Annotated in this window: 21 protein-coding genes; 12 read left to right on the top strand and 9 right to left on the bottom strand. The window is 58.7% G+C overall.

Annotated features, from left to right (window positions below):
• The first annotated feature begins 21 nt into the window (after positions 1-21).
• From WA845_RS21420 to WA845_RS21430, 3 genes are all read left to right on the top strand, one after another.
• Positions 22-477 (top strand): cyclic nucleotide-binding domain-containing protein, encoded by a 456-nt coding sequence (locus tag WA845_RS21420; protein ID WP_004443676.1) that lies wholly within the window; start codon positions 22-24, stop codon positions 475-477.
• A 190-nt stretch (positions 478-667) separates the two neighbouring features.
• Entirely contained in the window at positions 668-1,528 is an 861-nt protein-coding gene (locus tag WA845_RS21425) for an MBL fold metallo-hydrolase (RefSeq protein WP_004443679.1), read from the top strand.
• A 216-nt stretch (positions 1,529-1,744) separates the two neighbouring features.
• Complete coding sequence (locus tag WA845_RS21430) at positions 1,745-3,439, top strand: adenylate/guanylate cyclase domain-containing protein (RefSeq protein ID WP_337322569.1); 1,695 nt, start codon at positions 1,745-1,747, stop codon at positions 3,437-3,439.
• 33 nt (positions 3,440-3,472) lie between these two features.
• Here the strand turns inward: WA845_RS21430 and WA845_RS21435 are convergent, their stop codons facing one another.
• Both WA845_RS21435 and WA845_RS21440 read right to left on the bottom strand, forming a co-directional pair.
• Entirely contained in the window at positions 3,473-3,955 is a 483-nt protein-coding gene (locus WA845_RS21435) for a class I SAM-dependent methyltransferase (RefSeq protein WP_022556902.1), read from the bottom strand.
• 13 nt (positions 3,956-3,968) lie between these two features.
• Complete coding sequence (locus WA845_RS21440; RefSeq protein ID WP_162719102.1) at positions 3,969-5,309, bottom strand: nucleotide sugar dehydrogenase; 1,341 nt, start codon at positions 5,307-5,309, stop codon at positions 3,969-3,971.
• A 127-nt stretch (positions 5,310-5,436) separates the two neighbouring features.
• On the opposite strand from WA845_RS21440, the gene WA845_RS21445 reads away from it, so the two are divergent.
• On the top strand, positions 5,437-6,534 hold the full coding sequence (locus WA845_RS21445; protein ID WP_112553237.1) for a glycosyltransferase family 4 protein: 1,098 nt from the start codon (positions 5,437-5,439) through the stop codon (positions 6,532-6,534).
• Entirely contained in the window at positions 6,531-7,274 is a 744-nt protein-coding gene (locus WA845_RS21450) for a polysaccharide deacetylase family protein (protein WP_037090271.1), read from the top strand. The genes WA845_RS21445 and WA845_RS21450 overlap by 4 nt, the downstream gene beginning before the upstream one ends.
• On the opposite strand, the gene WA845_RS21455 is transcribed toward WA845_RS21450, so the two are convergent.
• Entirely contained in the window at positions 7,266-8,228 is a 963-nt protein-coding gene (locus WA845_RS21455; RefSeq protein ID WP_162719101.1) for a glycosyltransferase, read from the bottom strand. The two genes, WA845_RS21450 and WA845_RS21455, sit on opposite strands and share 9 nt — an antisense overlap.
• 210 nt (positions 8,229-8,438) lie before the next feature.
• On the opposite strand from WA845_RS21455, the gene WA845_RS21460 reads away from it, so the two are divergent.
• The 7 genes from WA845_RS21460 to WA845_RS21490 all read left to right on the top strand — a co-directional run bounded on the left by WA845_RS21460 (position 8,439) and on the right by WA845_RS21490 (position 18,119).
• Positions 8,439-10,331: an ABC transporter ATP-binding protein gene (locus WA845_RS21460; protein WP_004443693.1), complete on the top strand. Its 1,893-nt coding sequence runs from the start codon at positions 8,439-8,441 to the stop codon at positions 10,329-10,331.
• On the top strand, positions 10,328-12,229 hold the full coding sequence (locus WA845_RS21465; RefSeq protein ID WP_337322570.1) for an ABC transporter substrate-binding protein: 1,902 nt from the start codon (positions 10,328-10,330) through the stop codon (positions 12,227-12,229). Before WA845_RS21460 ends, WA845_RS21465 begins: the two co-directional genes overlap by 4 nt.
• A 1-nt stretch (position 12,230) precedes the next feature.
• Complete coding sequence (locus WA845_RS21470; RefSeq protein ID WP_004443698.1) at positions 12,231-13,229, top strand: ABC transporter permease; 999 nt, start codon at positions 12,231-12,233, stop codon at positions 13,227-13,229.
• The gene (locus tag WA845_RS21475; RefSeq protein WP_035210256.1) at positions 13,226-14,401 is read left to right on the top strand and encodes an ABC transporter permease; all 1,176 of its coding nucleotides are present in this window, start codon (positions 13,226-13,228) and stop codon (positions 14,399-14,401) included. Before WA845_RS21470 ends, WA845_RS21475 begins: the two co-directional genes overlap by 4 nt.
• Positions 14,402-14,473: 72 nt before the next feature.
• Complete coding sequence (locus WA845_RS21480; protein ID WP_107340335.1) at positions 14,474-15,682, top strand: glycosyltransferase family protein; 1,209 nt, start codon at positions 14,474-14,476, stop codon at positions 15,680-15,682.
• A gap of 41 nt (positions 15,683-15,723) precedes the next feature.
• Complete coding sequence (locus WA845_RS21485) at positions 15,724-16,971, top strand: glycosyltransferase (RefSeq protein ID WP_162719100.1); 1,248 nt, start codon at positions 15,724-15,726, stop codon at positions 16,969-16,971.
• The gene (locus tag WA845_RS21490) at positions 16,968-18,119 is read left to right on the top strand and encodes a glycosyltransferase (RefSeq protein ID WP_112553234.1); all 1,152 of its coding nucleotides are present in this window, start codon (positions 16,968-16,970) and stop codon (positions 18,117-18,119) included. The genes WA845_RS21485 and WA845_RS21490 overlap by 4 nt, the downstream gene beginning before the upstream one ends.
• Here the strand turns inward: WA845_RS21490 and WA845_RS21495 are convergent.
• From WA845_RS21495 to WA845_RS21520, 6 genes are all read right to left on the bottom strand, one after another.
• Positions 18,085-18,825 carry a copper homeostasis protein CutC gene (locus WA845_RS21495; protein ID WP_112553285.1) on the bottom strand — a complete coding sequence of 247 codons (741 nt, stop codon included), beginning with the start codon at positions 18,823-18,825 and terminating at the stop codon, positions 18,085-18,087. The genes WA845_RS21490 and WA845_RS21495 overlap by 35 nt on opposite strands.
• A gap of 25 nt (positions 18,826-18,850) precedes the next feature.
• Positions 18,851-20,056 carry an MFS transporter gene (locus WA845_RS21500; protein WP_112553232.1) on the bottom strand — a complete coding sequence of 402 codons (1,206 nt, stop codon included), beginning with the start codon at positions 20,054-20,056 and terminating at the stop codon, positions 18,851-18,853.
• A gap of 62 nt (positions 20,057-20,118) precedes the next feature.
• Positions 20,119-21,552: a M81 family metallopeptidase gene (locus WA845_RS21505; RefSeq protein WP_112553230.1), complete on the bottom strand. Its 1,434-nt coding sequence runs from the start codon at positions 21,550-21,552 to the stop codon at positions 20,119-20,121.
• Between the two features lie 12 nt (positions 21,553-21,564).
• Positions 21,565-23,484: a family 20 glycosylhydrolase gene (locus WA845_RS21510; RefSeq protein ID WP_112553228.1), complete on the bottom strand. Its 1,920-nt coding sequence runs from the start codon at positions 23,482-23,484 to the stop codon at positions 21,565-21,567.
• 44 nt (positions 23,485-23,528) lie between these two features.
• Positions 23,529-24,311, bottom strand: a complete 783-nt coding sequence (locus tag WA845_RS21515; protein WP_045533303.1) for an SDR family oxidoreductase — start codon at positions 24,309-24,311, stop codon at positions 23,529-23,531.
• 80 nt (positions 24,312-24,391) lie between these two features.
• Positions 24,392-25,255, bottom strand: a complete 864-nt coding sequence (locus WA845_RS21520) for a MurR/RpiR family transcriptional regulator (RefSeq protein ID WP_006698207.1) — start codon at positions 25,253-25,255, stop codon at positions 24,392-24,394.
• Positions 25,256-25,343: the final 88 nt, after the last annotated feature.

Consider the following 25,343-nt stretch of genomic DNA (forward strand, 5'->3'; position numbering starts at 1 on the left):
GAACAATAACAGGGTAAGGCAATGCTGTTCAAAGACGAAATTCAGATGCTGAAAAGGGTGCCGTTTTTTTCCGAAATGGAACCCTCCAAGTTGAAACTGCTCGCATTCGCATCGGACCGCGTTTCCTATCACGCCGGCGACGTGCTGTTCCGGCAGGGTGACGTCGGCGACGCGGCCTATGTGCTGCTGACCGGAAAGGTGGATGTTCTCGTCGATTCTCCCTCTGGCACTTTGAAAGTGGCGGAAATGACCGGCAACGCCATTGTCGGGGAAATCGCAATTCTCTGCGACAGCGTCAGAACCGCCACCGTCCGCGCCTCCACCAATGTGGAAGCTCTTCGGATCGGCAAGGAACAATTCTTCAAGCTGATGTCTGATTTCCCCGATATCACTATCAAGGTCATGCGCGTTCTGGCCGAACGTCTCACCCAGACGACGGCTGAACTCAGCAAAGCCAGGACAAACGCCAGAACATAAGCGGCAATTCTATGCTCCCCCGGCGGTCGATATTGGAAAAATAAATGTCGTACTATTGCAATATAAATGAAATGCTGACTGAATAAGGGGTAAAGGCATCCGCCCGAAAAGGGCGGGAAATAAGATCTATAGAGACAACGGGCTTCATGGGAGGAAAGCGTGCAAGATTCCGTTGTTATTGGGGTGTGTCATGGCGTTCAATTCCGACACTGCGGGTCGGGAAAGTAACAGAAATTTTCGGGTGAAGATCTGGGGGGCGCGGGGAACGCTTCCTGTTTCAGGTGAAAACTTCCGAAAATACGGTGGGAATACCATCTGCATCGAGGTTCGATGCGGCGACCATGTCCTTTTGTTCGATGCGGGGTCGGGACTTCATCCTGCGGGCATGGCGCTTCGGGCGGAGGGGGTTACCGACGTCGATCTTTTCTTCTCCCATTGCCACTACGACCACATTGTCGGTTTTCCCTATTTCAAGCCATTCTATAATAGCTGCAATGACGTCTCGATTTGGTCGGGCCATCTCGCGGGCACCATGACGACACGGGAAATGCTCAAGGACTTCATGAGCCCGCCCTGGTTTCCCGTGCCGCTGGAAATTTGCTGCGCAAAAATCGACACGCGGGATTTCATGCCCGGTGATACCCTAGACGTCCATCCGGGCCTCTCGATCCGAACCGGCATGCTGAACCATCCTGGCAACGCCGTCGGATACCGGCTGGACTGGGAGGGAAAGTCCCTCGCCATCATCACCGATACCGAACACGAGCCCGGCGGCATCGACGAAACTGTGCTTGATCTCATCCGGGATACCGATCTTTTCCTTTATGACGCCATGTTTACCGATGACGAGATGGGCCTTTATCGCGGCTATGGCCATTCGTCCTGGCAGCAGGCGATCCGCCTCGCCCAGTTGGCCGATGCGAAAAATGTCGGTTTCATCCATCATGCCCCGAGCCGCAGCGACGAAGAGCTGGACATGATCGAAAAACAGGCGAAAGCCCTGTTCAGCGGCGCATTCGCAGCCATGGACGGTCAGGTCATCGAAATCTGATAGCCGCCGTCATGGTGTTTTTGACTTCGCGTGACTATTTGACCGGAAATCTGAAGAGGCCTCACCAGTCATTGGTGGCTTCGGGTACTTAAACACGCATAATTGACCATCGCCGCTCGTTTGCTCCACGATATTGCCACGAGATGTCATGCACTAAAGACGCGACGATCGACCGACTGATGATTCTGGGCCGAACGACCTCACGATGGGATTTGCATGATCCGTTTCTTTTCGGAAACCAGTTTGAGACGCGCCCGGATTTTATCCGGCCTGATTATATTTGCCTTTGTCTTTTCGCATCTTTTCAATCATTCCCTTGCGCTCATTTCCATCGACACCGCCGAACGGGCACGAAAATGGTTCAGCCTCATCTGGCTCAACCCTGTTAGCAGCCTGCTTTTCTACGGCTCGGTCCTGGTGCATGTCAGCCTGGTCCTGCGCTCGCTTTACCAGCGTCGAACGTTGCGCATGCCGCTTCGTGAAGCGCTTCAGGTCATCTTCGGCCTGTCGATCCCCTTCCTCATTCTGAGCCATGCCGTGAATATCCGCGTGTCGCACATGCTCTACGGCATCGACATCGGTTATTATACCGTCGTCCGCCGGCTCTGGATCAACAATCCCATGGGAGGCGCGTGGCAAAGTCTCGCCCTGATCGTCATCTGGATACACGGATGTATCGGCCTCTATTTCTGGCTGCGTTATCGCGACTGGTACCCGAAAATCGCCGGCATCTTCATGACCATAGCTGTAATGCTGCCGCTTCTGGCGCTGCTGGGCTTCAGCGATGCCGGCCGTTGGCTCGAGGAAGTCGACCGCAAATATGCGCTCCCTCCGGGACTGGGCGACACAATCGTTCAGAGAGACGAACTTCCGCTGCAGCGGGAGATGGAAACACGAATCCGGTTTATCACCGGGACGACAGAGGCGATTTTTGCCGGCGCGGTGATGCTGGTCTTCGCGATGCGCGGTGTAAGAAGCTGGCGACAGCGGTTGACGGCCATCGAAATCCGCTACGAACATGGTGCGCAGGCGCGCGTGCCAGCGGGCCTCAGCATTCTGGAAGCCAGCCGTCTGGCAGGCATCCCGCATTATTCCGTATGCGGCGGTAAAGGACGATGTTCGACCTGCCGGGTGAGAGTCATGGAAAGCAAGGGGCCGCTCCCTCCACCCGGAGACATCGAGCAAACCACATTAAGACGCATCCATGCCGATTCGGATGTGCGGCTCGGCTGCCAGCTGCGTCCCACCCATGATCTCGGCGTTTCCCTTCTGGTTTCACCGCCCCAGCACAGTGACCTGCCGGCGGACGCCCAGCCGGCCCGGCCGGGCCGGGAAGAGGAGATCGCCATTCTCTTCTGCGATCTGCGCAATTTCACGACTTTGTCGGAAGCGAAGCTGCCCTACGATGTCGTCTTTCTCCTGAACCGCTATTTCACCATCGTCGGCCAGGCCGTCGAACAGGCGGGGGGCCATCTCGACAAATTTATCGGTGACGGCGCCATGGCGCTTTTCGGACTAGGCGACGACAGCCAGCACGCCTGTCGCAATGCCATGAAGGCGGCAGCAATCATATTGCGGGATATTGCGATCCTGAACGAAGGGCTGGAGAAACAATTCGCCGTGCGTCTTGAGGTGGTGGTTGGCATTCACGCAGGTCCGAGCATCGTCGGGGTCATGGGATATGGGGCTGCCAAAACGCTGACGGCCATTGGCGATACCGTCAACGTGGCAAGCAGGCTTGAATCCAAAGCCAAGGAATTTGGCGCCGCAATCGTGGTCTCCGAACCGGCCATCATACAGGCGGGACAGAATATTACCGATCTCAGAAGCGAACAGGTCGCCATTCGCGGTCGAAACTCACAAATGAAGGTGTTTCTACTCTCGGAGGAAGAGAGCGAACGCTATTTGTGACAGGACCCGGAAGTTTGGGGTCGGACCGATCTTTTATATCTTGCGATAGAGAAAATAACGGTCCGTCGGCACGCTCTCCGGAACCGGCAACGGTTTCAGCAGGGGATGATCGAGAGGCAGACCGCTGACAGCGACGCCGCCTTTCGCCAGCATGCCGGCGGCGAGATCGGGCAACCATGTCAATGTGATCGCATCTTTTTCCGGATAGCCCGTGCCGATATCGGCATGCACCATTGCCGCTTCCGCACCGACGAATGCGGGAGCGGTCTGCGATATCTCGCCGATCACCAGGTCTTCGTCTGCCGGAACGGACGAGGCATGGGCGCCCATGGCCCTGTCAAACGCAACGATCCTGCGCCCCGGAAACAGTTCCCGCAGATGATTGAAAGTTCGCCCGTTTCCAAGGCCGATTTCCATGAGCGCACCCTCATGCGGCATATCAAGATTGGCGGCGACATGATTGAGAATGTCACGCTGCGCGGTCAACCGGCGAATGAAACTGTCCAGTCTGCTCATGATCCGTCCGTTATCAGGCCTTGATGATGTGTCTTGCGGAAATGCCCCGGCGCGCGAAGGCGTTTCGCGTGTCGATGATCAGCGGAGCCCATTCGGCAAGGGCGGCATAGTCCACATTGTCATGGTCGGTCGCAACCAGAACAGCATCGAAAGCGCTGATGGACTGCCTGTCCCAGGAGACGGACTTCATGCCCATCAGGTGGCTGTATTCCCGTGTCTTCGGGATTTCGGCTACATGCGGATCAAAATAGGCCGCTTCGCCACCGCGCTCCTGAACAAGCTCGATGAGCTTCAATGAAGGGCTTTCACGAATATCGGGCACATTTTTCTTGTAGGCGAGACCGACGACCAGCACATTCGAGCGGCTGAGCGCCTTGCCGGAATGGATGTCGAGCGCTTCCGCAACCCGCCCCACGACGTGGCGTGGCATGCCGGTGTTGATTTCACCTGCAAGCTCGATGAACCGCGTTGGCAATTCATATTCGCGAGATTTCCAGGTGAGATAGAAAGGGTCGATCGGTATGCAGTGACCGCCAAGACCGGGGCCGGGATAAAATGGCATGAAACCGAACGGCTTGGTTTTTGCCGCATCGATGACTTCCCATATATCGATACCCATGGCCTCGTAGACGACCTTAAGTTCGTTGACGAGCGCGATATTGACAGCGCGGAAGACATTTTCGGTGATCTTCACGGCCTCCGCCGTCGCATTGGTCGAGACCGGAACGATTTTCTTGACCACCGATCCGTAAAAAGCCGCCATCAGCTGCCCAGCGGCCTCGCCGTCACCCGCAACGACCTTCGGAATGGTCGACGTCTCAAAGTCCCGGTTGCCGGGATCTTCCCGCTCGGGGGAAAAGCCGATGAAGAAATCGATACCTGAGACGAGACCGGTGCTCTCCAGAATGGTTTTCACAATCCCATCGGTAGTGCCGGGATAGGTGGTGGATTCCAGCACCACAAGCTGCCCCTTGCGCAGATGCGCGGCAATGCCGTGACAGGTCTTCTCGACATAGGAAAGGTCTGGCTCGCGATACTTCGTCAGCGGCGTCGGTACGCAGATGGCGATCACGTCACACTCGGCCAATCTGGAGAAGTCGCATGTCGCAACAAAGCCGTCATTTTGCCTGGCTCCTGCGAGCACGGCATCCGAAACCGCCTCGATATAGCTCTGACCCGCATCTATCGCAGTAATTTTACCGGGGTCGATGTCGAAACCGACAACCTTGAAACCAGCTCTGGCGATCGTCATGGCAAGCGGCAGGCCCACATAGCCGAGGCCGATCACGCCCGCTTTGGCGCTCTTGTTCTCGATGCTGGAAAGCAGGGCTTGGGAAATGTCTGGAGAAGTCAAAGCGTGTCACGCTCCGCGCATGTGCAAAAGATGTCTTTCAGTTGGGCAAGAATGGCGAGGCTGTCAAGGCTCCGCGTCTTCAAATTCCGGTTGACGCCAGAGGCACGACCAACGCAAAACCATCCGCATGAAGATCGCCTTTTATTCGCCGCTCAAAGCACCCAACCACCCCGTTCCTTCCGGCGACCGGTTGATGGCCCGCCTGTTGATGCAGGCGATGGCAATGGGTAGCCATGAGGTTTTTGTCGCGTCCGAGCTGCGAAGCTTCCTGAGACAGCCGGATGATCCCGAGCGGTCGTCCCTCGCCAACCGGGCCGAACGTGAAGTAGAGACTATTGCGGAGCGCTGGCGGTTGCACGGCGCACCGGACCTGTGGTTTTGTTATCACCCTTACTACAAGGCTCCGGACCTGCTCGGACCGGAACTGACCAGCCGTTTCAATATATCCTACGTCACCGCCGAAGCATCCTATTCGCCAAAGCGCAACGCCATGGGCTGGCAGGCAGTGCAGGACGGGTTGTTGTCGTCGTTGAACGAAGCCGCAGTCAATATCTGCTTCACCGAACGGGATCGCGAAGGGCTCGCACAGGCCTCTCCTGGGCTTCAATGGGCGATGCTTCCGCCTTTCATCGACCCCGCGCCCTTTCTCAAGGTTGTTCCCCAGCCGAAACGGACACGGCTCATCACCGTCGCCATGATGAGGGCGGGCGACAAACTCGAGAGCTATCGCGCCCTGTCGAGCGCTCTCGCCCTGCTACCACAAGACATAGACTGGACACTTGAGATCGTTGGCGACGGTCCGGAACGCGAGGCGGTGCAAGCCATGTTCAGCGGCTTCCCTGAAAATCGCCTCGTCTGGCACGGGCAAAAAGCCGCAGACGAGATCGCAGCGCTTCTCTCGAAAGCTGCCATTTATGTCTGGCCGGGTCACGGCGAGGCCTACGGCCTTGCCTATCTGGAAGCACAGGCAGCCGGCCTGCCCGTCATCGCCGAAAAAGTGGCGGGCGTTCCCGAAGTCGTAAAATCTGGCGCCACCGGATTACTGACACCTGAAAATGATAGTGCCGCTTATGCCGATGCGATCAAGGCCCTGCTTTACGACGACAGGCGGCGACAGGAACTGGCAAAAGCAGCCCGCCGGTTCGTCATGCATGAACGGTCTCTGGAAAATGCCGCAACGAAGCTGAACGATATTTTGATGCAAGCAAAGGCACGAAGATCATGAGTCTCGAAAAACTCGTCGCAGCACTGGACGAATGCGGACGTCGCGGCATTTCGGCCGATCTGTGGCTCAGGGACGACGATGCAGTGGACCCGACGGGGGCACTCGATACCCTGCTTGATCTTTGCGAAAGTTTCTCGGTTCCGGTCACCCTCGCGGTCATTCCCGAAACGACGACCCGCAGGCTCGCGCAGCATCTGGATGCCTCGGACATTGCCCAGGTGGCGGTTCACGGCTGGTCGCATAGCAATTATGCCGGCGATGGACAAAAGAAACAGGAGCTTGGCCTCCACCGGGAACTTCCCCTCGTTCTCGACGAGCTGCAGTCCGGGCTGGAAAAACTCTACGATCTGCATGGACCGCGTGTCGTGCCCATGCTGGTGCCCCCGTGGAACCGCATCGACGCCCATATAGTGAGGGAACTGACAGGGCTTGGATATCGGGCCCTCTCCGTTTTCGGTCCGGAGAAGGACACAGCGCCGCCATGTCTGAATACGCATGTGGATGTGATCGATTGGCATGGCAGCCGCGGCGGCCGTGACCACGATGTCCTGTTTGCCGAGACGGCGGCCCGCATCCTGCGCGCTACCGAGGAAGGCGGCACAATCGGCATCCTTACCCATCATCTCGTGCATGATGACACCGTCTGGCATTTCCTCCGGCGGCTTTTCGAGGTGACCGCACGGCACCGCGCAGCACGCTGGTGCTCCTCTAAAGACCTCGTCGAAGCAATCTCACCATGATTTCCAGGCGATCAGCAGCCCGCCGGCATCCTTGGCCAGATCCCGCCTGATCGCATCAACCGTATCAAACGGCGTTCGGTCCGGAACGGATGCCGCGACAAACGCTGCCGGTGCAAGGCTGATGCTTCCCTGCCGGGCAATGACGGTGAAAATCAACGGGCCGGTGGACCACCACGCCGGCGCGCGCGGCATTTCTTCGAGAATGTCGGGAAAGGCGGCCAGCATCTTGCGAAAGACCGGATGCGCAGCTGGAGCGGCAATGAAGGAATTAGCGAGAAGCATACTTCCCTGTCCGGTATTCCGCGGCGTTTTTTCATCAAACGCCGTGAGACCCGCAAGGGGAAGGAATGAATCGAAACTCACGTCGTCGCGCGCCGGATACCAGTCGCAGTCGAGATAGATGCCGCCGAACCGCTCGAGCAGGATGTAGCGGGCGACGTCAACAGCACCCGGATAGTCGCCCTCGCTCAGCATCCTGTTAAAGACGCTATTCGCAAAAACCCCTTCCCGCTCAAGATCGGCTTCCCGCCAAAGGCGATAATCGTAGCCGTGCTTTAGCGCATGGGCAGCCCAGGCCTCGACCGACATGGGCGGCGATTTCTCGCCAATCCATATCTGATGAATGAGCCTCGGCACATCCTCCCGGCTTTTGAGGTTTATTGTGCGGCGTTCTTCCACGGAAAATCGCGCATATTTTTCCAGCACCTGCGGGGGTGGCACCAGCGTATACTGATAACCGATCTTCGCGACCATATCGCCTTCGGCCTTGGCAAGACGCAGCCGCGCGGCATGCAGCCGGCGCGGCAGGCCGAGCACCGTCTGCTCTCCCATCAGATGCCCGTCCTTTGCTGCAACCAGCGATAAGAGAAGCGCGTTCGCCTCAGCATATTGGCCGTTATTCTGCAACTGACGCGCATCGTTCAGCTTGGCGTCGTAATATTTCTTGTCGGACATGGATCCTCGTTCGAAAGCTCCCGTCAGCATATTACGAAACAAGCGCGGTGGGGCAAGTCGCAGCATTTCGGAAGCCGGCTTCAAATTTGCTAAAGAATTCGATGTTTCAGAAGGATAGACAGACAACAAACCCTGCGATAACGTTGCTTTAAGCCCTCCCGAGCAATTGTCACAAGGCAACGATAAAGAGGCGGCAAGGAACCCTTTGGCATGAGCGCAGGCGCAGATTTGCTCCGTATCGAAAATCTGCAGGTCTCGTTTTCTCTCATGGGTGGAACGATCGATGCAGTCAGGGGGGCGAGCCTCCGCATTCTTCCGGGAAAAGTAACCGCATTGGTCGGTGAATCCGGCTCCGGAAAATCCGTCATTGGCCAGACGATCATGGGCATCCATCCCAAGACCGCTCGTGTGAATGGCCGCGTGCTGTTCACCGATCCGGAAAACACTGCGGGCGGTCCCGTCGATCTTTTGCAATTGCCCAAAGACGGCCGCGAAATCCGCGCTATCCGTGGCAACCGCATCGGGCTGATCTTTCAGGAGCCGATGACCTCTTTTTCGCCGCTGCACACCATCGGCAACCAGATTGACGAGGCGCTCAGAATCCACAGCATCCTTTCGCCGGCGGAACGTGCGGAAAAAATGTATGAGACACTCGATCTCGTCGGGTTTTCGAACCCGAAGAAGGTCGTGAACATGTATCCTTTCGAGCTTTCAGGCGGCATGCGCCAGCGCGCCATGATCGCCATGGCGCTGATCTGTCGTCCCGCGCTTCTGATCGCCGACGAACCCACGACAGCGCTTGATGTGACCATTCAGGCGCAAATCCTCAAGCTGCTGCGTGACCTGCAGAGCAGGCTGAATATGAGCATGCTGCTCATCACCCATGACCTCGGCGTGGTGGCGAACATTGCAGATGAGGTTGCCGTGATCTATCAGGGCGAGATCATGGAAGCCGGCACGGTCGATGATATCTTCAAATCGCCAGCCCATCCTTATCTCAAGGGTTTGATGGCAGCCGTTCCGCATTTCGACATGAAGCCGGGCGAGAGGCTGAAGGCGCTACGCGAAATCAACGTCGACCATGAAAGCCTGGTGGGCAAGAAGACCGCGACGGTCAACAAAACCCCTGGTCCGCTTTTGACCGTGGACAATATCAGCAAGACGTTCACGACGCGCAAATCGAGCTGGTTCCGCAAAGGTGACGCCAGCGCAACCAAAGCGGTAAACAGCGTCAGCTTTGAGATCCGTCGTGGAGAATGTTTGGGACTGGTCGGCGAAAGCGGCAGCGGCAAGACAACCGTCAGCAAAATCCTCATGCGCGCCGTTCGCCCGGATCAGGGTTCCGTCACCTTCCACCGTCCGCAGGGCGATATCGATGTCCTCAACGCCCGGGACGATGACCTGAAAGAGCTCCGGTCGAAGATACAGATGGTCTTTCAGGACCCGATATCCTCGCTATCGCCGCGCATGACCGTGGGAAACATCCTGAGCGAGCCGCTGGAAATCCACGGTCGGGGTGATGCGAAATATCGCTCCGAAAAAGTGCGCAACCTCGTCAGGGCCATCGGGCTTGGGGAAAGCGCGCTGAACCGTTATCCGCACAGTTTTTCGGGCGGGCAAAGACAACGTATCGGCATTGCAAGAGCCCTCGCACTTGGCCCGGAACTGCTGATCTGCGACGAACCCGTCTCCGCTCTCGATGTTTCCGTGCAGGCGCAAATTCTCAATCTGCTGAAAGATTTGCAGCAGGATCTCGGGCTTACCTACCTCTTCATCTCGCATAATCTTGCGGTGGTGGATTATATGGCCGATCGCGTGGCGGTCATGTGCGAGGGCCGCATCGTGGAGCTGGCGCCACGGGAAATCCTGATGCGCGCTCCGGTGCATCCCTATACGAAATCCCTGCTGGCCGCCGTGCCTTTCCCCGATCTCGACCGTCCGCTCGATTTCCGCACCATCGGCAAGATCAGCGCGACGGGCAAATTCGACTGGGGCAAACAGTTCCGCGACGAGGGGGATGGTGAGATGGTATCGGCCGATCTTGGGGAAGGCCATTTCGTACTTGCGAACGGCAATGCCGACATGCGGGAGCTTCGCCCTTGATCACGCGTCGCACCGCTCTTGCCCTCTTGGCCTCTGTCTTTGTGCCGGCTTATGCGCGGGCCTCCTATATCGACCCCACCTATTTCAAGGAAAAACGCGAAAAGGGCGAATTGCCCGACATCACCGAGCGCCTGCCGAAAAACCCGCGCGTCATCGACATGAAGGCACTTGGCCGAGAGCCGGGGAAACATGGTGGATCGGTACGTATGCTCATTGGCGGCCAGCGCGACATTCGCCTGATGCCGATCAGCAGCTATGCCCGCCTTGTCGGTTACGACGAAAAATTCGAGCTTCATCCGGATATTCTGGAAAGCTACGACGTGCAGGAAGAACGCATCTTCACCTTCAGGCTGCGCGAAGGCCATAAGTGGTCCGATGGCAGTGATTTCACGTCAGAGGATTTCCGCTATTTCTGGGAAGATGTTGCCCTCAATAAGGAAATCCACAAGGGTGGTCCGCCGATCGAGCTTCTGGTCAATGGCAAACCGCCCCAGATCGAGGTCGTTGACCGGCTGACCGTGCGATACACTTGGGACGGCCCCAATCCGGATTTTCTGGCAAAACTGGCGGCCGCCTCGCCGGCGCGGCTGTTCTTGCCTGCTGCCTATATGAAACAGTTCCACATCAAATATCAGACGGCGGAGAAGCTCGCCAAGCTGATCAAGAAAAACAAGACAGACGACTGGAGCGGGCTGCATATCAAGATGTCGCGGCAGGTGCGCCCCGAAAATCCGGATCTGCCGACGCTCGATGCCTGGCGTAACACAACCGCGCCGTCGGCCGAACAGTTCGTGTTCGAACGCAACCCCTATTATCACCGCGTCGATGAAAACGGCCTGCAACTGCCCTATCTCGACCGCTTCCTGCTCAACGTCACCTCGTCGGATATCATCTCGGCCAAGACGGCGTCGGGCGATAGCGACCTGCAATATTTCGGCCTCGATTTCGCTGATTACACTTTCCTGAAGGATGCCGAAAAGCGCTTTCCCCTGAAAGTTAATCTCTACAAGCGCTCCCAGGGCTCGCGCATCGCGCTGCTGCCAAATCTCAATTGCGCCGACCCGGTCTGGCGCAGTGCTTTCCAGGATGTGCGTGTGCGCCGCGCGCTCTCGCTCGCGATCAACCGGCACGAAATCAACATGGTCTGTTTTTACGGGCTCGCGAAGGAAAGCGCAGATACCGTACTGCCGGAAAGCCCGCTTTACCGGCAGGAATTTGCGGACGCCTGGAGCGCTTTCGATCGCGCAACGGCCAACAGGCTGCTCGATGAAGCGGGTCTCGACAAGCGCGACAATGCCGGCCTTCGGCTCCTGCCTGATGGTCGACCCGCCTATATCATTGTCGAGACGACAGGCGAAAGCACGCTCGAAACAGACGTGATGGAGCTGGTGACGGATCACTGGCGACATATCGGCATTGCCGTTTCTGTCCGCCCCACCCAGCGCGATGTTTTCCGCAAGCGCGCCATGGGCGGAGAAGTACTGATGTCGGTGTGGATGGGTATGGACAATGGCGTGCCAACGGCCGACATGCTGCCTTCCGGCCTTGCCCCCACCGGTGACGACCAGTTGCAATGGCCGGTCTGGGGGATTCACTATCTATCCGGCGGCCGTGAAGGCAAAGAGCCCGATCTGCCGGAAGCGGCCCATTTGCTTGATCTTCTGAAAAAATGGCGTCGAAGCGTCACCGAGGAAGAACGTCAGGCAATCTGGCTGGAAATGCTTGGCGTCTATACGCAGCAGGTATTTTCCATCGGCATCGTCAACGGCGCGCTGCAGCCCGTCGTCCATGTCAAGCGCATGCGGAACGTGCCGGAAAAGGCGCTTTTCGGTTATGAACCCACTTCCTATCTCGGCGTCTACATGCCGGATAGCTTCTGGTACGACGGAGACGCCTGATATGCTGCGGTATATTCTGAAGCGCGTCCTCGTCATGATCCCGACGCTCATCCTGATCTCGATGCTGGTTTTCACCATCATCGAACTGCCCCCGGGCGATTATTTCGAAAGCTATGTCGCTGAGCTGCGCGCCATGGGTGAAACGGCAAATCTTGCCGAAATCGAGGAACTGCGCGTCCGTTACGGCTTCGATCAGCCGGCCCCGATCCGCTATTTCCGCTGGGCGACCGGCATGCTTGTCGGCGATTTCGGTTATTCCTTCGAATATCAGCTACCCGTGAGCGACGTGGTGGGAGATCGCCTGTGGCTGACGGTTCTGGTTTCCTTCGTCACCATCATTGTCACCTGGCTGCTGGCTTTTCCAATCGGCATCTATTCCGCCACGCATAAATACAGCTGGGGCGATTACGGGCTAACCTTCCTCGGCCTGCTCGGCATCGCCATCCCCAACTTCATGCTGGCATTGATTCTGATGTACTTCGCCAACATATGGTTCGGCATCTCCATAGGCCATCTGATGGACCGGGAATATCTGAACCAGGCGATGAGCTGGGCGAAGTTCAAGTCGATCCTTGAGCATATCTGGATTCCCGTTCTCATTATCGGAACGGCGGGCACGGCCGGCATGATCCGCCGCCTGCGCGCCAATCTTCTGGATGAATTACAGAAGCAATATGTGGTCACCGCCCGCGCCAAGGGCCTGCACCCTTTCAGGGTATTGACCAAATATCCGCTGCGCATGGCCCTGAATTTTTTCATCTCGGATATCGGCTCGATCCTGCCTGCCATCATATCGGGCGCGGAAATTACTGCCGTCGTCCTGTCGCTCGAGACCACCGGCCCCATGCTCATCCGGGCGTTGCAAAGCCAGGACATGTATCTGGCGGGTTCGTTCCTGATGTTCCTTGCGTTCCTGACGGTGATCGGCGTTCTGGTGTCGGACATCGCCCTTGCCATACTCGATCCGAGAATCCGCTTCGGAGGTGGTAACGTCAAATGACTTCATCCATTCCGAATCCCGGCGAAGCCCTGCCGCACTATGTCTCGACCGCGCCCTTCGACCCGTCGCTGATCGAACCCAACACGTCTGGCATGGCGGCCTTCAGCAAAGCCTCGCAGTTGAAGCTCATGTGGTGGCAGTTCCGCCAGCACAAGATCGCGGTGTGGTCCGGCGCCTTTCTGGTGGTGCTTTACCTTTCGATTCTAATCTCCGAGTTCCTCGCCCCCTATAATCTCCACACCCGCAATATCGAACACATATACGCCCCGCCCCAGGCCATCCACCTCTTCAATGACGGGAAATTTGTCGGCCCCTTCGTGTATGGCCGTGAAATGACGCTCGACATGGAAAATCTGAGGCGTGTCTACCGGGACGTGCCGACCGATATCCAGCCGCTGCGTTTCTTCTGCAAGGGTGACACCTATCGTTTCTGGGGCATGTTCGAGGGCAGAACCCATCTCGTTTGCCCGGCAGAAGGCGGTGAACTGTTCCTTCTCGGCACCGACCGCCTCGGGCGTGACGTGCTGTCCCGTATCATCTACGGCGCGCGCATTTCGCTGACCATCGGCCTCCTCGGCGTCGCCATGAGCTTCGTTCTCGGGATTGTGATCGGTGGCCTGGCGGGATATCGCGGCGGCACGTTTGACCTGATTGTCCAGCGCATCATCGAGGTCCTGCAATCCATTCCCAGCATTCCGCTATGGCTGGCGCTCGCGGCCATCATGCCGGTGACCTGGAGTCCGATCCTCGTTTATCTCGGCATCACCATCATTCTCGGCATGCTGGACTGGACCGGGCTAGCGCGCGCCGTGCGTTCAAAGCTACTGGCGTTGCGCGAGGAAGACTATGTTTTGGCTGCGCAATTGATGGGAGCGGGCACACCGCGTATCATTGGCCGACATCTTATTCCGGGCTTCATGTCCCATCTTATCGCCTCGGCAACCCTGACGATACCGGGCATGATCCTTGGCGAAACAGCGCTCAGCTTCCTGGGCCTCGGCCTGCGCCCCCCGATCACAAGTTGGGGAATTCTGCTCACGGAGGCGCGCAGCGTCAGCGTCATTGCGCTATATCCCTGGCTTCTCATCCCGACGATCCCTGTCGTTCTCGTCATTCTGGCCTTTAATTTCTTCGGTGACGGACTACGTGATGCTGCGGACCCCTTCAGATAAAATGGAATACACCTTGATAAACTGCCCTTCCGAAGCCGCCTTCATCGTGAAAGGCAAAAAGAGGTGTGGCCCATGAGCTCCCGTTTGAACGACGCGCGTATTCTCATGTACAGCCACGATTCCTTCGGTCTCGGCCATCTGCGGCGGTGTCGCACCATCGCGCATGCCCTGGTGGAGGATTATCGCGGTCTCAACGTCCTCATCATTTCAGGGGCTACCATTGCCGGTGCCTTCGATTATCGCGCCCGCGTCGATTTCGTGAAAATTCCGAGCGTCATCAAGCTGCGCAATGGCGAATACACCTCGATGGACAGGCATATCGATCTTCAGGAAACGCTGAAGATGCGCCGGTCCATCATCTACCATACCGCCGAAAGCTTCCAGCCTGACATCTTCATCGTCGACAAGGAGCCCATGGGCCTTCGCGGCGAGGTGGAGGAAACACTCGCTTATCTCAAGGGACAGGGCACCAAGCTCGTCATCGGCCTGCGTGATGTCATGGATGCGCCGCAGCTGCTCGAGGCGGAGTGGAAGCGCAACAACGTCATGACCAAGATCGGCCAGTTCTATGACCATGTCTGGGTCTATGGCCCGCCGGATTTCCACGATCCGCTGACAGGGCTCGACGTTCCGCAGACGGTGCGCGACAAGATGGATTTCGTGGGCTTTCTTCAGAGATCGAAGACACAGGCAGAGACCGCGGCGCATCGGCCGGAAGGCGATTATCTTCTCGTCACCACAGGCGGCGGTGGCGACGGCAGTGAATTGATCGATGACGTCATCAACGCCTACCGACATGACCCGGAGCTGACGCACAAGGCGCTGGTCGTGCTCGGCCCTTATATGCCGGCGGATCAGCGCCAGCGCTTCATGAGCAGCGTGGCCGATATACCGCACATCGAAATCATCGAATTCGACAATCGCATGGAAGATCTCGTCGCTGGTGCGCAGGCCGTGGTCTCCATGGGTGGCTATAACACTGTCTGCGAAATATTGTCTTTCGACAAACCCGCACTCGTCGTGCCCCGCACGGTGCCGCGGGAGGAGCAGCTTATCCGCGCCAGCCGCGCATCGGAGCTGGGTCTTTTCGACATGCTCCTGCCGGAAGATGCCGAGAACCCAGCCAAGATGGCGGCCGCCCTCAAAGCCCTGCCGCACCGCGCGCCGCCATCCGTCAATTCGTGCGGGCTGAAGCTCGACGGGTTGGAAAACATATCACGCAGGATTGCCGAATGGCTGCCGCCCGAGGGCGACAAGACGCCGATCACGCTCAGCGCGTAACCCGGCCTCGGCAACCAACGTTCAGAAGAGACGCGCGCAACGTGACTGATGCAAAAAAAATCGTGGTGCTCCTCAAGGGCTATCCGCGCCTGTCCGAGACTTTTATCGCCCAGGAATTGCTGGGGCTTGAAAAGGCCGGGCTGAAGCTCGAACTCATGTCCATGCGCCGGCCAACGGACAAGAAACGCCATCCCGTTCATGATGAGATCAGCGCGCCCGTCACCTACCTGCCGGAGTATCTGCATGAGGAACCTCTGCGTGTGCTGAAAGCCCTGTGGGGATGTCGCAAAAAGCCGGGCTTCACCAAGGCGCTTCGCCAGTTTCTCAGCGACCTGCCCCATGATCTTAGCCGCAACCGCTTTCGCCGTTTCGGTCAGGCGGCCGTGCTGGCCCATGAATGGCCGGAGGATGCCGGGTGGCTGCATGTGCATTTCATCCATACGCCCGCGTCAGTCGCGGCCTATACCCATCTCATCACGGGCACGCCCTGGACGATTTCGGCCCACGCCAAGGACATCTGGACCTCCAGTGATCGTGACCTTGCCGCCAAGCTGCAAAGCGCCCGCTGGGCCGTGACCTGCACTGCCGGCGGCTTTCGGCATCTGCAGACCCTTTCCGGGGTGAGGCAGAACGTACATCTGAGTTATCATGGCCTCGATCTCACGCGTTTCCCGCATTTCGACACGCCGCGGCCGGCGAGAGACGGTTCAGATGCCGAGGATCCGGTCAGGATTTTGAGTGTCGGCCGTGCGGTCAAGAAAAAGGGAATCGATATTCTGTTGCGCGCGCTCGCCTCGCTGCCACGCAATATCCATTGGCGCTTTACCCATATCGGCGGCGGGGACGAATTGGCTGCGCTGAAAAAACTCGCGGACGAACTTGGCGTCTCCGACAGGGTCGTCTGGACGGGAGCCATGGACCAGAAGCAGGTGCTGGAGAATTACCGGCAAGCGGACCTCTTTGCCCTTGCCTGCCGCATCACCAGCGATGGCGACCGCGACGGTCTTCCCAACGTGCTGGTCGAGGCTGCGAGCCAGGCGATGACCTGCATCTCCACCAACATATCGGGCATTCCGGAGTTCTTCGTCAGTGGTGAAAACGGCCTGCTCACAGAGCCGGAAAATCCCGCGGCCTTCGCAGATGCCCTGCGCTTGGCTATTACCGATCCGCAATTGCGCCTGCGTCTTGGCAACGCCGCCGAAAACCGCGTGCGCACCGCCTTCGATCATCGCACCAGCATTGCCGAACTGAAGACGCTCTTCGAGACCGAATGGGAAAAGACACCATGACCGAGATGGAAAAGCGGCCCTGTATTTTCTTTTATGTCCAGCATCTTCTTGGCATCGGCCATATAGCCCGCGCCAGCCGCATCGCCAATGCCCTTCAGGCGGATGGCTTCAACGTGGTTCTGGTGACGGGCGGAACGCCTGTCCCGGGATTTCCGGGTGAAGGCATCCGTCATGTCGAATTGCCGCCGATTGCCGTCAGCGATGGCAGTTTTGCCGGCCTGGTCGACAGTTCCGGCAAACCGGTGGATGACGACTTCAAGAGGCTCAGGACCGATATGCTGATCGGTGCCTATCATGGCGCCAAACCCGATATCGTCATCATCGAGGCTTTTCCCTTCGGCCGCAGGCAGGTGCGGTTCGAACTGCTTCCGCTTCTCGATGAGATCGAGGATAGCGAACCGCGCCCGCTCGTCATGGCGTCACTGCGAGATATTTTGCAGGAAAAAACCAAGCCGGGCCGGGATGAAGAAACCGTCTCGCTGGTAAAGAAACATTTCGACGCCGTGCTCGTGCACGGCGACCCGGATTTCGCCCGGCTGGAAGATACCTTTCCCCTCGCCAGCGAGATACGTCAGCGTATTGTCTACACCGGCCTGGTGGCTCCGCTTCCACCGCCGGAACCGGTCGAGAAATTCGATATTGTGGTCTCCGCCGGCGGCGGCGCTGTCGGTGCGGCCCTTGTCCGGGCCGCCCTTGAGGCCGCGCCGCTGCTGGACAGTATCAAGAGCTGGTGTCTCGTCACCGGTCCCAATATGCCACAGGCGGATTTCGATGCGATATTGGCTGCGGCACCGGAAAATATCTCCGTTTTCCGCTTCCGCAAGGATTTCGCGAGCTTGCTCGCCGGCGCGCGCCTTTCGGTATCACAGGCCGGCTACAACACCGTCTGCGATATTCTTCAGGCAAAATGCCGTTCGCTCCTCATCCCTTTCGCGGCCGGCGGTGAAACCGAACAGAGCGCCCGTGCGGAGCGGCTGGCCGGGCTTGGGCTTGCCCATGTGCTGGAAGAGAAAGATATTTCGCCAGCCTCCATGGCCGACGCGATCAAGGCGGCACTCGTCCTGCCGCCACCCGGTACGGTCCACCTCAATCTCGATGGCGCCGCCGGGACGGCTAGGACGCTGCATCGGCTTTATGATGAGCGGTAAGGATCGCCTTTAGTTCACGCACCGCTGCCTCATCCGTGACTTTGCGCCCCGCCCCGGTGAAACCGAGCTTCGCCACGCGGCTTTCCGGATCATAGTGAGGAACGGCGGAACAGGATGCGTGGATTTCGGTGATTGGAAGCCGGTCAAGCAGCGTCTGCACGCTTTGCGGACGCACGCCGGCACCCGGCATGATGGCGATCCGCCCGGCAGCGACCTCCGACAAGCGGGCCAGAGTCTCCACCCCTTCCAGCGCTGAACGTGCGCCGCCGGAAGTGAGAATTCTGGAAAAGCCCAGCGCAACGGCGGCCTCGAGGGCTTCATCCATGGCGGGAACGACATCGAAAGCCCGGTGAAGCGTTACATCCAGACCGTTGGCATGACGACGCAGCTCTTCGAGCAGCAGAAGATCGAGGGAGCCGTCCTCGCGCGATGCACCGAGCACCACGCCGGAAAGGCCCGCGGCGCGCGCGGCATCTATATCGCGTTTCATCACATCCGCTTCATCACGCGTGAAAACGAAATCGCCGGCACGTGGCCTGATCATCACGCTGACGGGCAACCCATAAGCCGCAGCGCGGTGCATAAAGCCGACAGACGGAGTGACCCCGCCGCCGGACAGTGCTGCGCAAAGTTCGATACGGTCCGCCCCGCCTCTCACTGCGGCTTCCAGGCCGGCCACATCGTCCACGCAAATCTCGAGAATCATCATAGCCTCTTTCATTCGATGGCGGTTACCTGCGGCGACCGATCCCATCAAGGGCGTAGAGCATATAAACCCCGCCAATCCCGACGATCGCCCCGAGGATCGACGTTCCCGAATAATTGGAGACGAGCGTGCCAAGGGCAAAAATCAGGGCGCCCAGACCCGCTCCAAGAAAAATATTGACGGCGATCAGCGAACTGCCGAGGCCCGGCCGGTCCGCGATCAGTTCCTGCAGGTAGGTGATGGGTATGCTGATGATCGCGGCCGCCCCCAGTGCGCTGATGATGGTCTGGGCATAGATATGCCACGGCGCCGATGCGAGCCCCTGCAGGATCAGGTAAACAGCGTAAAGCAGTGCGCCCGCGGCAAGCGTCAGGGTCTGGGGCACCTTCTTTTCTATCCAGCCCCACAGCAAGATGAAAACGATTTCCAGCGCGGCGACGATACCGGCGACGATGCCGATATCGGCCACCGTACCCTTGGCTTGGCCGGTAATGATGAGGGAACGCACGGAATCGTTCAAATGCAGCATCGAGCAGATCAATGCGATGGCGACGATCCGAAGCAGCACCCGACGCGATCCGATTTCACCAAGCGAGGCGCGCAGGCCAAAACGCGCTTCGGTACTGGCCGAGGCGGGCGTGGCGGCGCGCGGCAGGCAGAAGGCCACCAGCAGAAAACAGACGAGCGCGCATATGCCCGAGAACAAGAACGCGGTCAGCATGTTTCCGGAATTCACCAGAAATACCCCCACAAGCCCCGGCACCAGCACCCAGGAAAGCGAGATCGTCGCCCGCATGATGGAATTCACCGCGATCATCTCGCCCGTCGAAAGATTGCGGGCGTCGGCACGCACATGCGCAAAGATCAGCGAATTCATCGCGCCGAAAATTGGCAAAAGCACGAGTTTGGAGGCCACAAAGGCAGTGGCATTACCGGCGAGATACACCAGCAGGTAGCCGCTGACACCGAACAGCGCAATATAGAGCATTGGCTTGCGATATTCACCCAGCCTGTCAGCGACGATGCCCATCAGCACGCTGGCGCTGACATTGATGACGGCGGCAAACAGCATCAGCAGCGAATAGACGGTGTTGCTGAGCCCGATTTCGCGAATGCCGATCACCGCCTGATAGGGCGCGGTCGCCGCATTCGAAAATCCGAAGAACAGGATGGCGAGCGCCCCGATGCGGATCGACGGATTGTTGATGACGATGGAAAGAGCCGACGGCATGGATGTTCGCCTGAGATGATCCGGCAAAGCCGGATCGCTGGATTGAAGCTACCGGACCGCTGTCATCGCCAGCGGACCGAAAGGGCAGGATTCGGGATATAATCGAAGTGCGGCTTCCAGGGATAAAAATCGCCCTCCCGACGGCGATTGGGAAGATTTTCAATATCCTGATTGATTACACCCTCCGTCAACGCCATGAGGTTGGGATTGGCGATCGGCGCAAGCTCCGGCGACAGGTAACCGGATTTCACCACCAGAAGCCGCACGTCCTTCGGATCGAAGCCAAGACGGGTAAAATCCGAAATCATGTGATAGGGCCGGCGACGGGCGGCCAGAATGACCGTGATTCCGCCGATGACGATCACAGCCTGTCGCTGATCCGCCGGACCAGGATCATCCAGTGTCACAACCTCGGCTTCAACGGTGACGGACGGGCTCTTCGGATCAAGACTTCCGCCGATCTTCAGGGAAAGGATCGCGCCTTCGCCCGCCGCAAAACAGGCTTCGACCGCAGGCCTGTCGGTAATGCCGCCCACCAATGCACCCTGCCAGTCACGCGCAAGGAGCGCCGCCAGAACATCGGCGCGATCGCCCACCCCGCCGCCAGTGGGGTTATCGCCCGAGTCCGCCAGAATGATCGGCCGGGTGGTCGTCGTTTCCGCAATATCCAGAATTTTCGCGAGCGGCTCCGTCACGGGACCGAAATGAAAATCCTGCCGGGCGTCCCAGTAGGATTGCGCGATCTCGGCCGCAATTGCCTGTGCGGCCGCTTTATCCGTTCCCGTCACCACGGCGCAAGCGGTCGCTCTCGGTTCATCCGCCCAGACGTAGCCGATCATGAAATTCGCATCCCAGATGCCAGGGCGGGCGTCATGATCAGGAAGGAAAGCATAAAGGCTCCTGGCCGGCTCGTCTTCCGTGGAAGTCTTCTCGCCGGGCAGCAGAACGGGGATTTTCGCCCAGGCGATACCGGGTCTTGTCCCTGTCTCCAGGGCCCTGGTCAACATCGTCCAGGCGCGCACCATCGTCTCCCGCACATCGATATGCGGCGCAGTTCGATAGCCGGCAAATATGTCGAGTTGATCGATGATCGTCTGGCTGACATTGCCGTGCAGGTCGTAGCTCGCGGAGATGACGACATCCGGTCCGACCACGGTGCGGGCGCTTGAAATCCAGTCGCCCTCCGCATCGTCCATGCCTTCAACATTCATCGCGCCATGCATGGCGAGATAAAGTCCGTCCAAGGGCAATGAGGCTTTCAGGCGCTCGAGGAATTCCCGCTTGAAAGCGTCGTAGGCCGGGCGCGACACCGGACCGCCCGGCACCGCCCGGGCGTGCAGAAGCGGCAGCACCTCCGCTCCGCCTTCGCCGAGAAAGTTGAAATATTCGGCCTCCAGCAACTCCGCGCCGCGAAAGACGCGAAAATCCTCCTGCCCCATCAACACCGGCGAGTAGGTGCTGCACTCGGTATGGATTCCACCAACGGCAATACGCATGTCACCTTCCCCTCAATACACCGGACTAAAGGGAACGATGGCCGCAAAACGCAACCAGTCCTTCTGCGCCTTCGGTGTCCAGGCCGCCTCGGCAATGGCCGGTAGCCGCGGGAAGACCAGATGGTTGAAATAGGCGCGGTTGAGGAAATGTTCGGACCAGATGCAGGCCTGAACGCCCTTCATCCTCTCCTTCAACTCCTCTGGAAAATCACCGATCGCCTCATAAGAGTAGGTGTGGGAAGGCGGAACGGTGCCGGCCCAGCTGGCACCTGGCTCCTGCCAGGCTTCGTCCTGAACCATGTCGAGATAATAGGCCTGCCCCGGGGTCATCACCACATCGTAACCCTGCCTTGCGAGTTCAAGGCCGACCTCCGGCTTCTGCCACGCCATCAGCAATGTTCCCGAGGGGTCGACGCCGCCGCCGTGCGAAACCTCGTCCCAGCCGGCCAGCTGACGGCCGCGCTCGTGCAACATGGCCTGAATGCGTTTCATAAAATAGGACTGGATACCGAAAGTACCATCCAGTCCCTCCTTTTCCATCAGCTCCTTGGCGAGTGGCGAGGCGAGCCAGGATCCGTCCGCAACCTCATCGCCGCCGATGTGGATCAGCCGAGACGGGAACAGCTCCACCATCTCATCGAAAACCTTGCCGAGGAATTCGTAAGTGAGTTCGATGGCGGGATTGAGCGCGTTGTTAGGATATCCCTGCACGGAGCGATAGGTGTCAGGGGCTTCCTGCCCGTCCGTCAGTTCCGGATAGGCGACGAGGGCAGCCGTACTATGGCCGGGAATATCGACTTCCGGCACGATTTCCACATTCAGCGCCGCCGCATGGGCAACGACCATGCGCACATCGTCCTGGGTATAATAACCCGAGACCGGTTCCGCGCCGTTGCCAAGCTGCGGCAGAAGCGGCGCATCCGGGCCGCGTGTGGCGCCGACCGTGGTCAATAACGGATAAGCCTTGATTTCAAGACGCCACGCCTCATCATCCGTCAGATGCCAGTGGAAGCGGTTCATGCGCAGCCATGCAAGAATATCGATGAGCCGCACGACATCCTGTGTCGGATAAAATTGCCGCGAGACATCCAGGTGGCAGCCCCGCCAGCTATAACGCGGCCCATCGCTGATTGTGCCGGACGCGGGAAAACGGAACCTCGGATCGAGACGCGCGCCATGCAGCAATTGCGCCAGAACCGTCAGGCCATACTGCAGCCCGGCAGCGGCCGAGTATTCCACGACAACAAAGTCAGAGGAAAAGGAAAGGCGATAACCTTCCGCCTCCAGTCCGCTATGCTGTTTGAAGTGCAGGGCCTTTCCCTCATGCACAGGGGCGAGGCTGAAGGGCACGTGCCCGACGGCAAATAGCCTGCGGAACAGCGAAAGCACGGTTTCCACCGCAAGGACTTCATTGGCCTTGGCATCTTCCGACGGGAAGAGCGCGACGGGAAAGCCGTCGCCGGGTTCGGCATCGATTTCGGCAGGCCAGGGCTGGATGGCAAAAGGCAGAACAAGCTTGCCTTCTGGAAGCAGCACCGGCGCCGGCTCGCTGTGACGCCCGTCCAACATCAGGTCCCCGACATCAACGGCGCGATGCGTGCCGTCGGCAAGGCTGATATAGGCGGATTTTGCACCATCCGTGCGATGCCGGGCGGGCCTCAGCAACCCATCGACGGTGAAACGCCAGGATTTGCCGGGTTCCAGCACGAAACCGGCAGGCGGCGCGAATTCATGGAAATTGGCGTTACGGCGCAGATAAACCGCATTGCCGCAAACCGGCTTGTCTACCGTCCGCGTCAGCGACGTGTAAACGATACGGAAATCCCTCAGCGGCTCTCGGGAAAGGTTGATCAGCGTGAAGGTGAAGCCTCCGGATGCGGATTCCGCCAGTGGATGCCATGAATTTTCGAGACGATAGTTTGCGAGCGCCATGATGCTCCCCTTTATTGCGCATTTGACCCTATGAAAGGGCTCGGTCAGTAGTGTTCGGATTGCGAAAAAGTGCGGGCCAGCGGCGCCTGCCCCGCCGTGAGACCGCAATCGACCGGCAGGCACACGCCGCTGATGGCCGCCGCCTGCGGTCCCGCCAGAAAGGCGACCGCGTTCGCCACGTCTTCGGGTTTCACGATGCGCTGCAGCGGATACCAGCGCTTCGCCTCCTCGAAGACCTGGGGATTGGCAGCGGCCCGCACCTCCCACGCCTGAGTGCGCACGGTGCCCGGCGCGACAGCGTTGGAACGGATACCGAATTTCCCGTATTCGACGGCGATGAGTTTCGTCAGGTGGATCAATCCGGCCTTCGCCGCGCTATAGGCGGGATGGCCAAAAACCGACATGCCGTTGACCGACGTAATATTGACGACGGAACCCTGTGTCCGCTTCAGCGCGTCTTCAAAAGCGCGAAAGCAGAGAAACGGTGCTTCGAGATTAAGGGCATTGTCCTGCCGCCATATTTCGGCGGTCGTGTCGTGCAGACTGACAGCCCTCGCGGCACCGGCATTGTTGACGAGTGTCGCCACATCGCCCAGCTCCGCGACGTCAGCCGCCAGCCTCGAAAGATCTGCAGGATCGGTGACATCGCAGGTTTTTGCAACGAAACCAGATCCGGAAAGCAGAGAAAGCGCATTGGAAAGGGCTTCAGCATCGATATCAACCAGCACCACCTTCGCATGGCTTTCAGAAAGCGCCGCGGCAATCGCCCGCCCGATGTCACCTGCCGCGCCGGTCACGATGGCGAGCTGGTCTTTCCTGTCCTTCATCTCCTGCAACTCCCTTGAAGTTTCACGACCCCTGTTGCGGGGTCTCGGGCCGAGCAGCCCACGTTTTCATCATCCCACCTTCAGTCGCCGAGCAATTGCTTGTCATCCGAATCGCGATGCTCCACGAGCTGCTGCTTGATGTGACGCAACGTCACCATCGATCTTTGCCGATGGTGATAAGCAGCAAGCGTCGCCAGAACATCGACGGCGGCCAGATAGGCGTAGCGCGATGAAGTCGGGCGGAAGATATTGTTTCCCTCGGGCACGTTGACACCCACCACCATATCCGCGGCCGCGGCAAGCGGCGTGTCGCTCTGGGTAAGCGCGATGGTGGTAACCCCCATGTCGCGAGCCAGCCTGAAACACTTCACCAGCTCCATGTTGCGGCCGGAAAAGGAGGAGCCAATAATCACGTCCTCCTTTCGGGCCGCGGCGGTCATCATCAGCTGCATGCTGTGATCGGCACTGGTGGAGACACGCAAACCCAGGCGAAAAAGCCGGTTCTGGATTTCCGAAGCGATCATTGAGGAATTGCCGCCCGCGCCGAAGGCATAGATCATGCCGCTATTGGCGATCTTGATCGCCGCTTCATCGGCAAGGGCAGGATCGAGCGTCCTGTGCAACAGGAAAAGTGCTTCCTGAGCCTTGGCAAGCACCTCTTCCGCGACGTCCGAGGGGCCGGTGCTGGACGGTTCGGAGGTGAGGTACCGGATACCGACATAGGCCGTCTTGGCGAGACTGACCTTAAAATCCGAAAAGCTCTGGCAGCCCAGCCGGCGGCAGAACCGCGTCACCGTCGGCGGAGACACTTCGGCGCGGGCGGCAAGTTCAATGATCGACGCATTGACGGCGAATTCGAAATCCGAAACCAGAATATCGGCAATCCGCCGCTCCGATTGCGAGAATTGTCCCCTGTCTTCTTGTATTCTTGCGAAAATATCCATGCTCACCGGTCTCCGTTCCGCCAAAACTTAAGGCTTGGCCCCGTTTCCGATGCACCCTAATCCAGGCCGCCCGTCAACCGAATAAAGC

Origin of the sequence: Agrobacterium sp. CMT1 (assembly GCF_037203725.1) — a bacterium.
GTDB lineage: Bacteria > Pseudomonadota > Alphaproteobacteria > Rhizobiales > Rhizobiaceae > Agrobacterium > Agrobacterium pusense.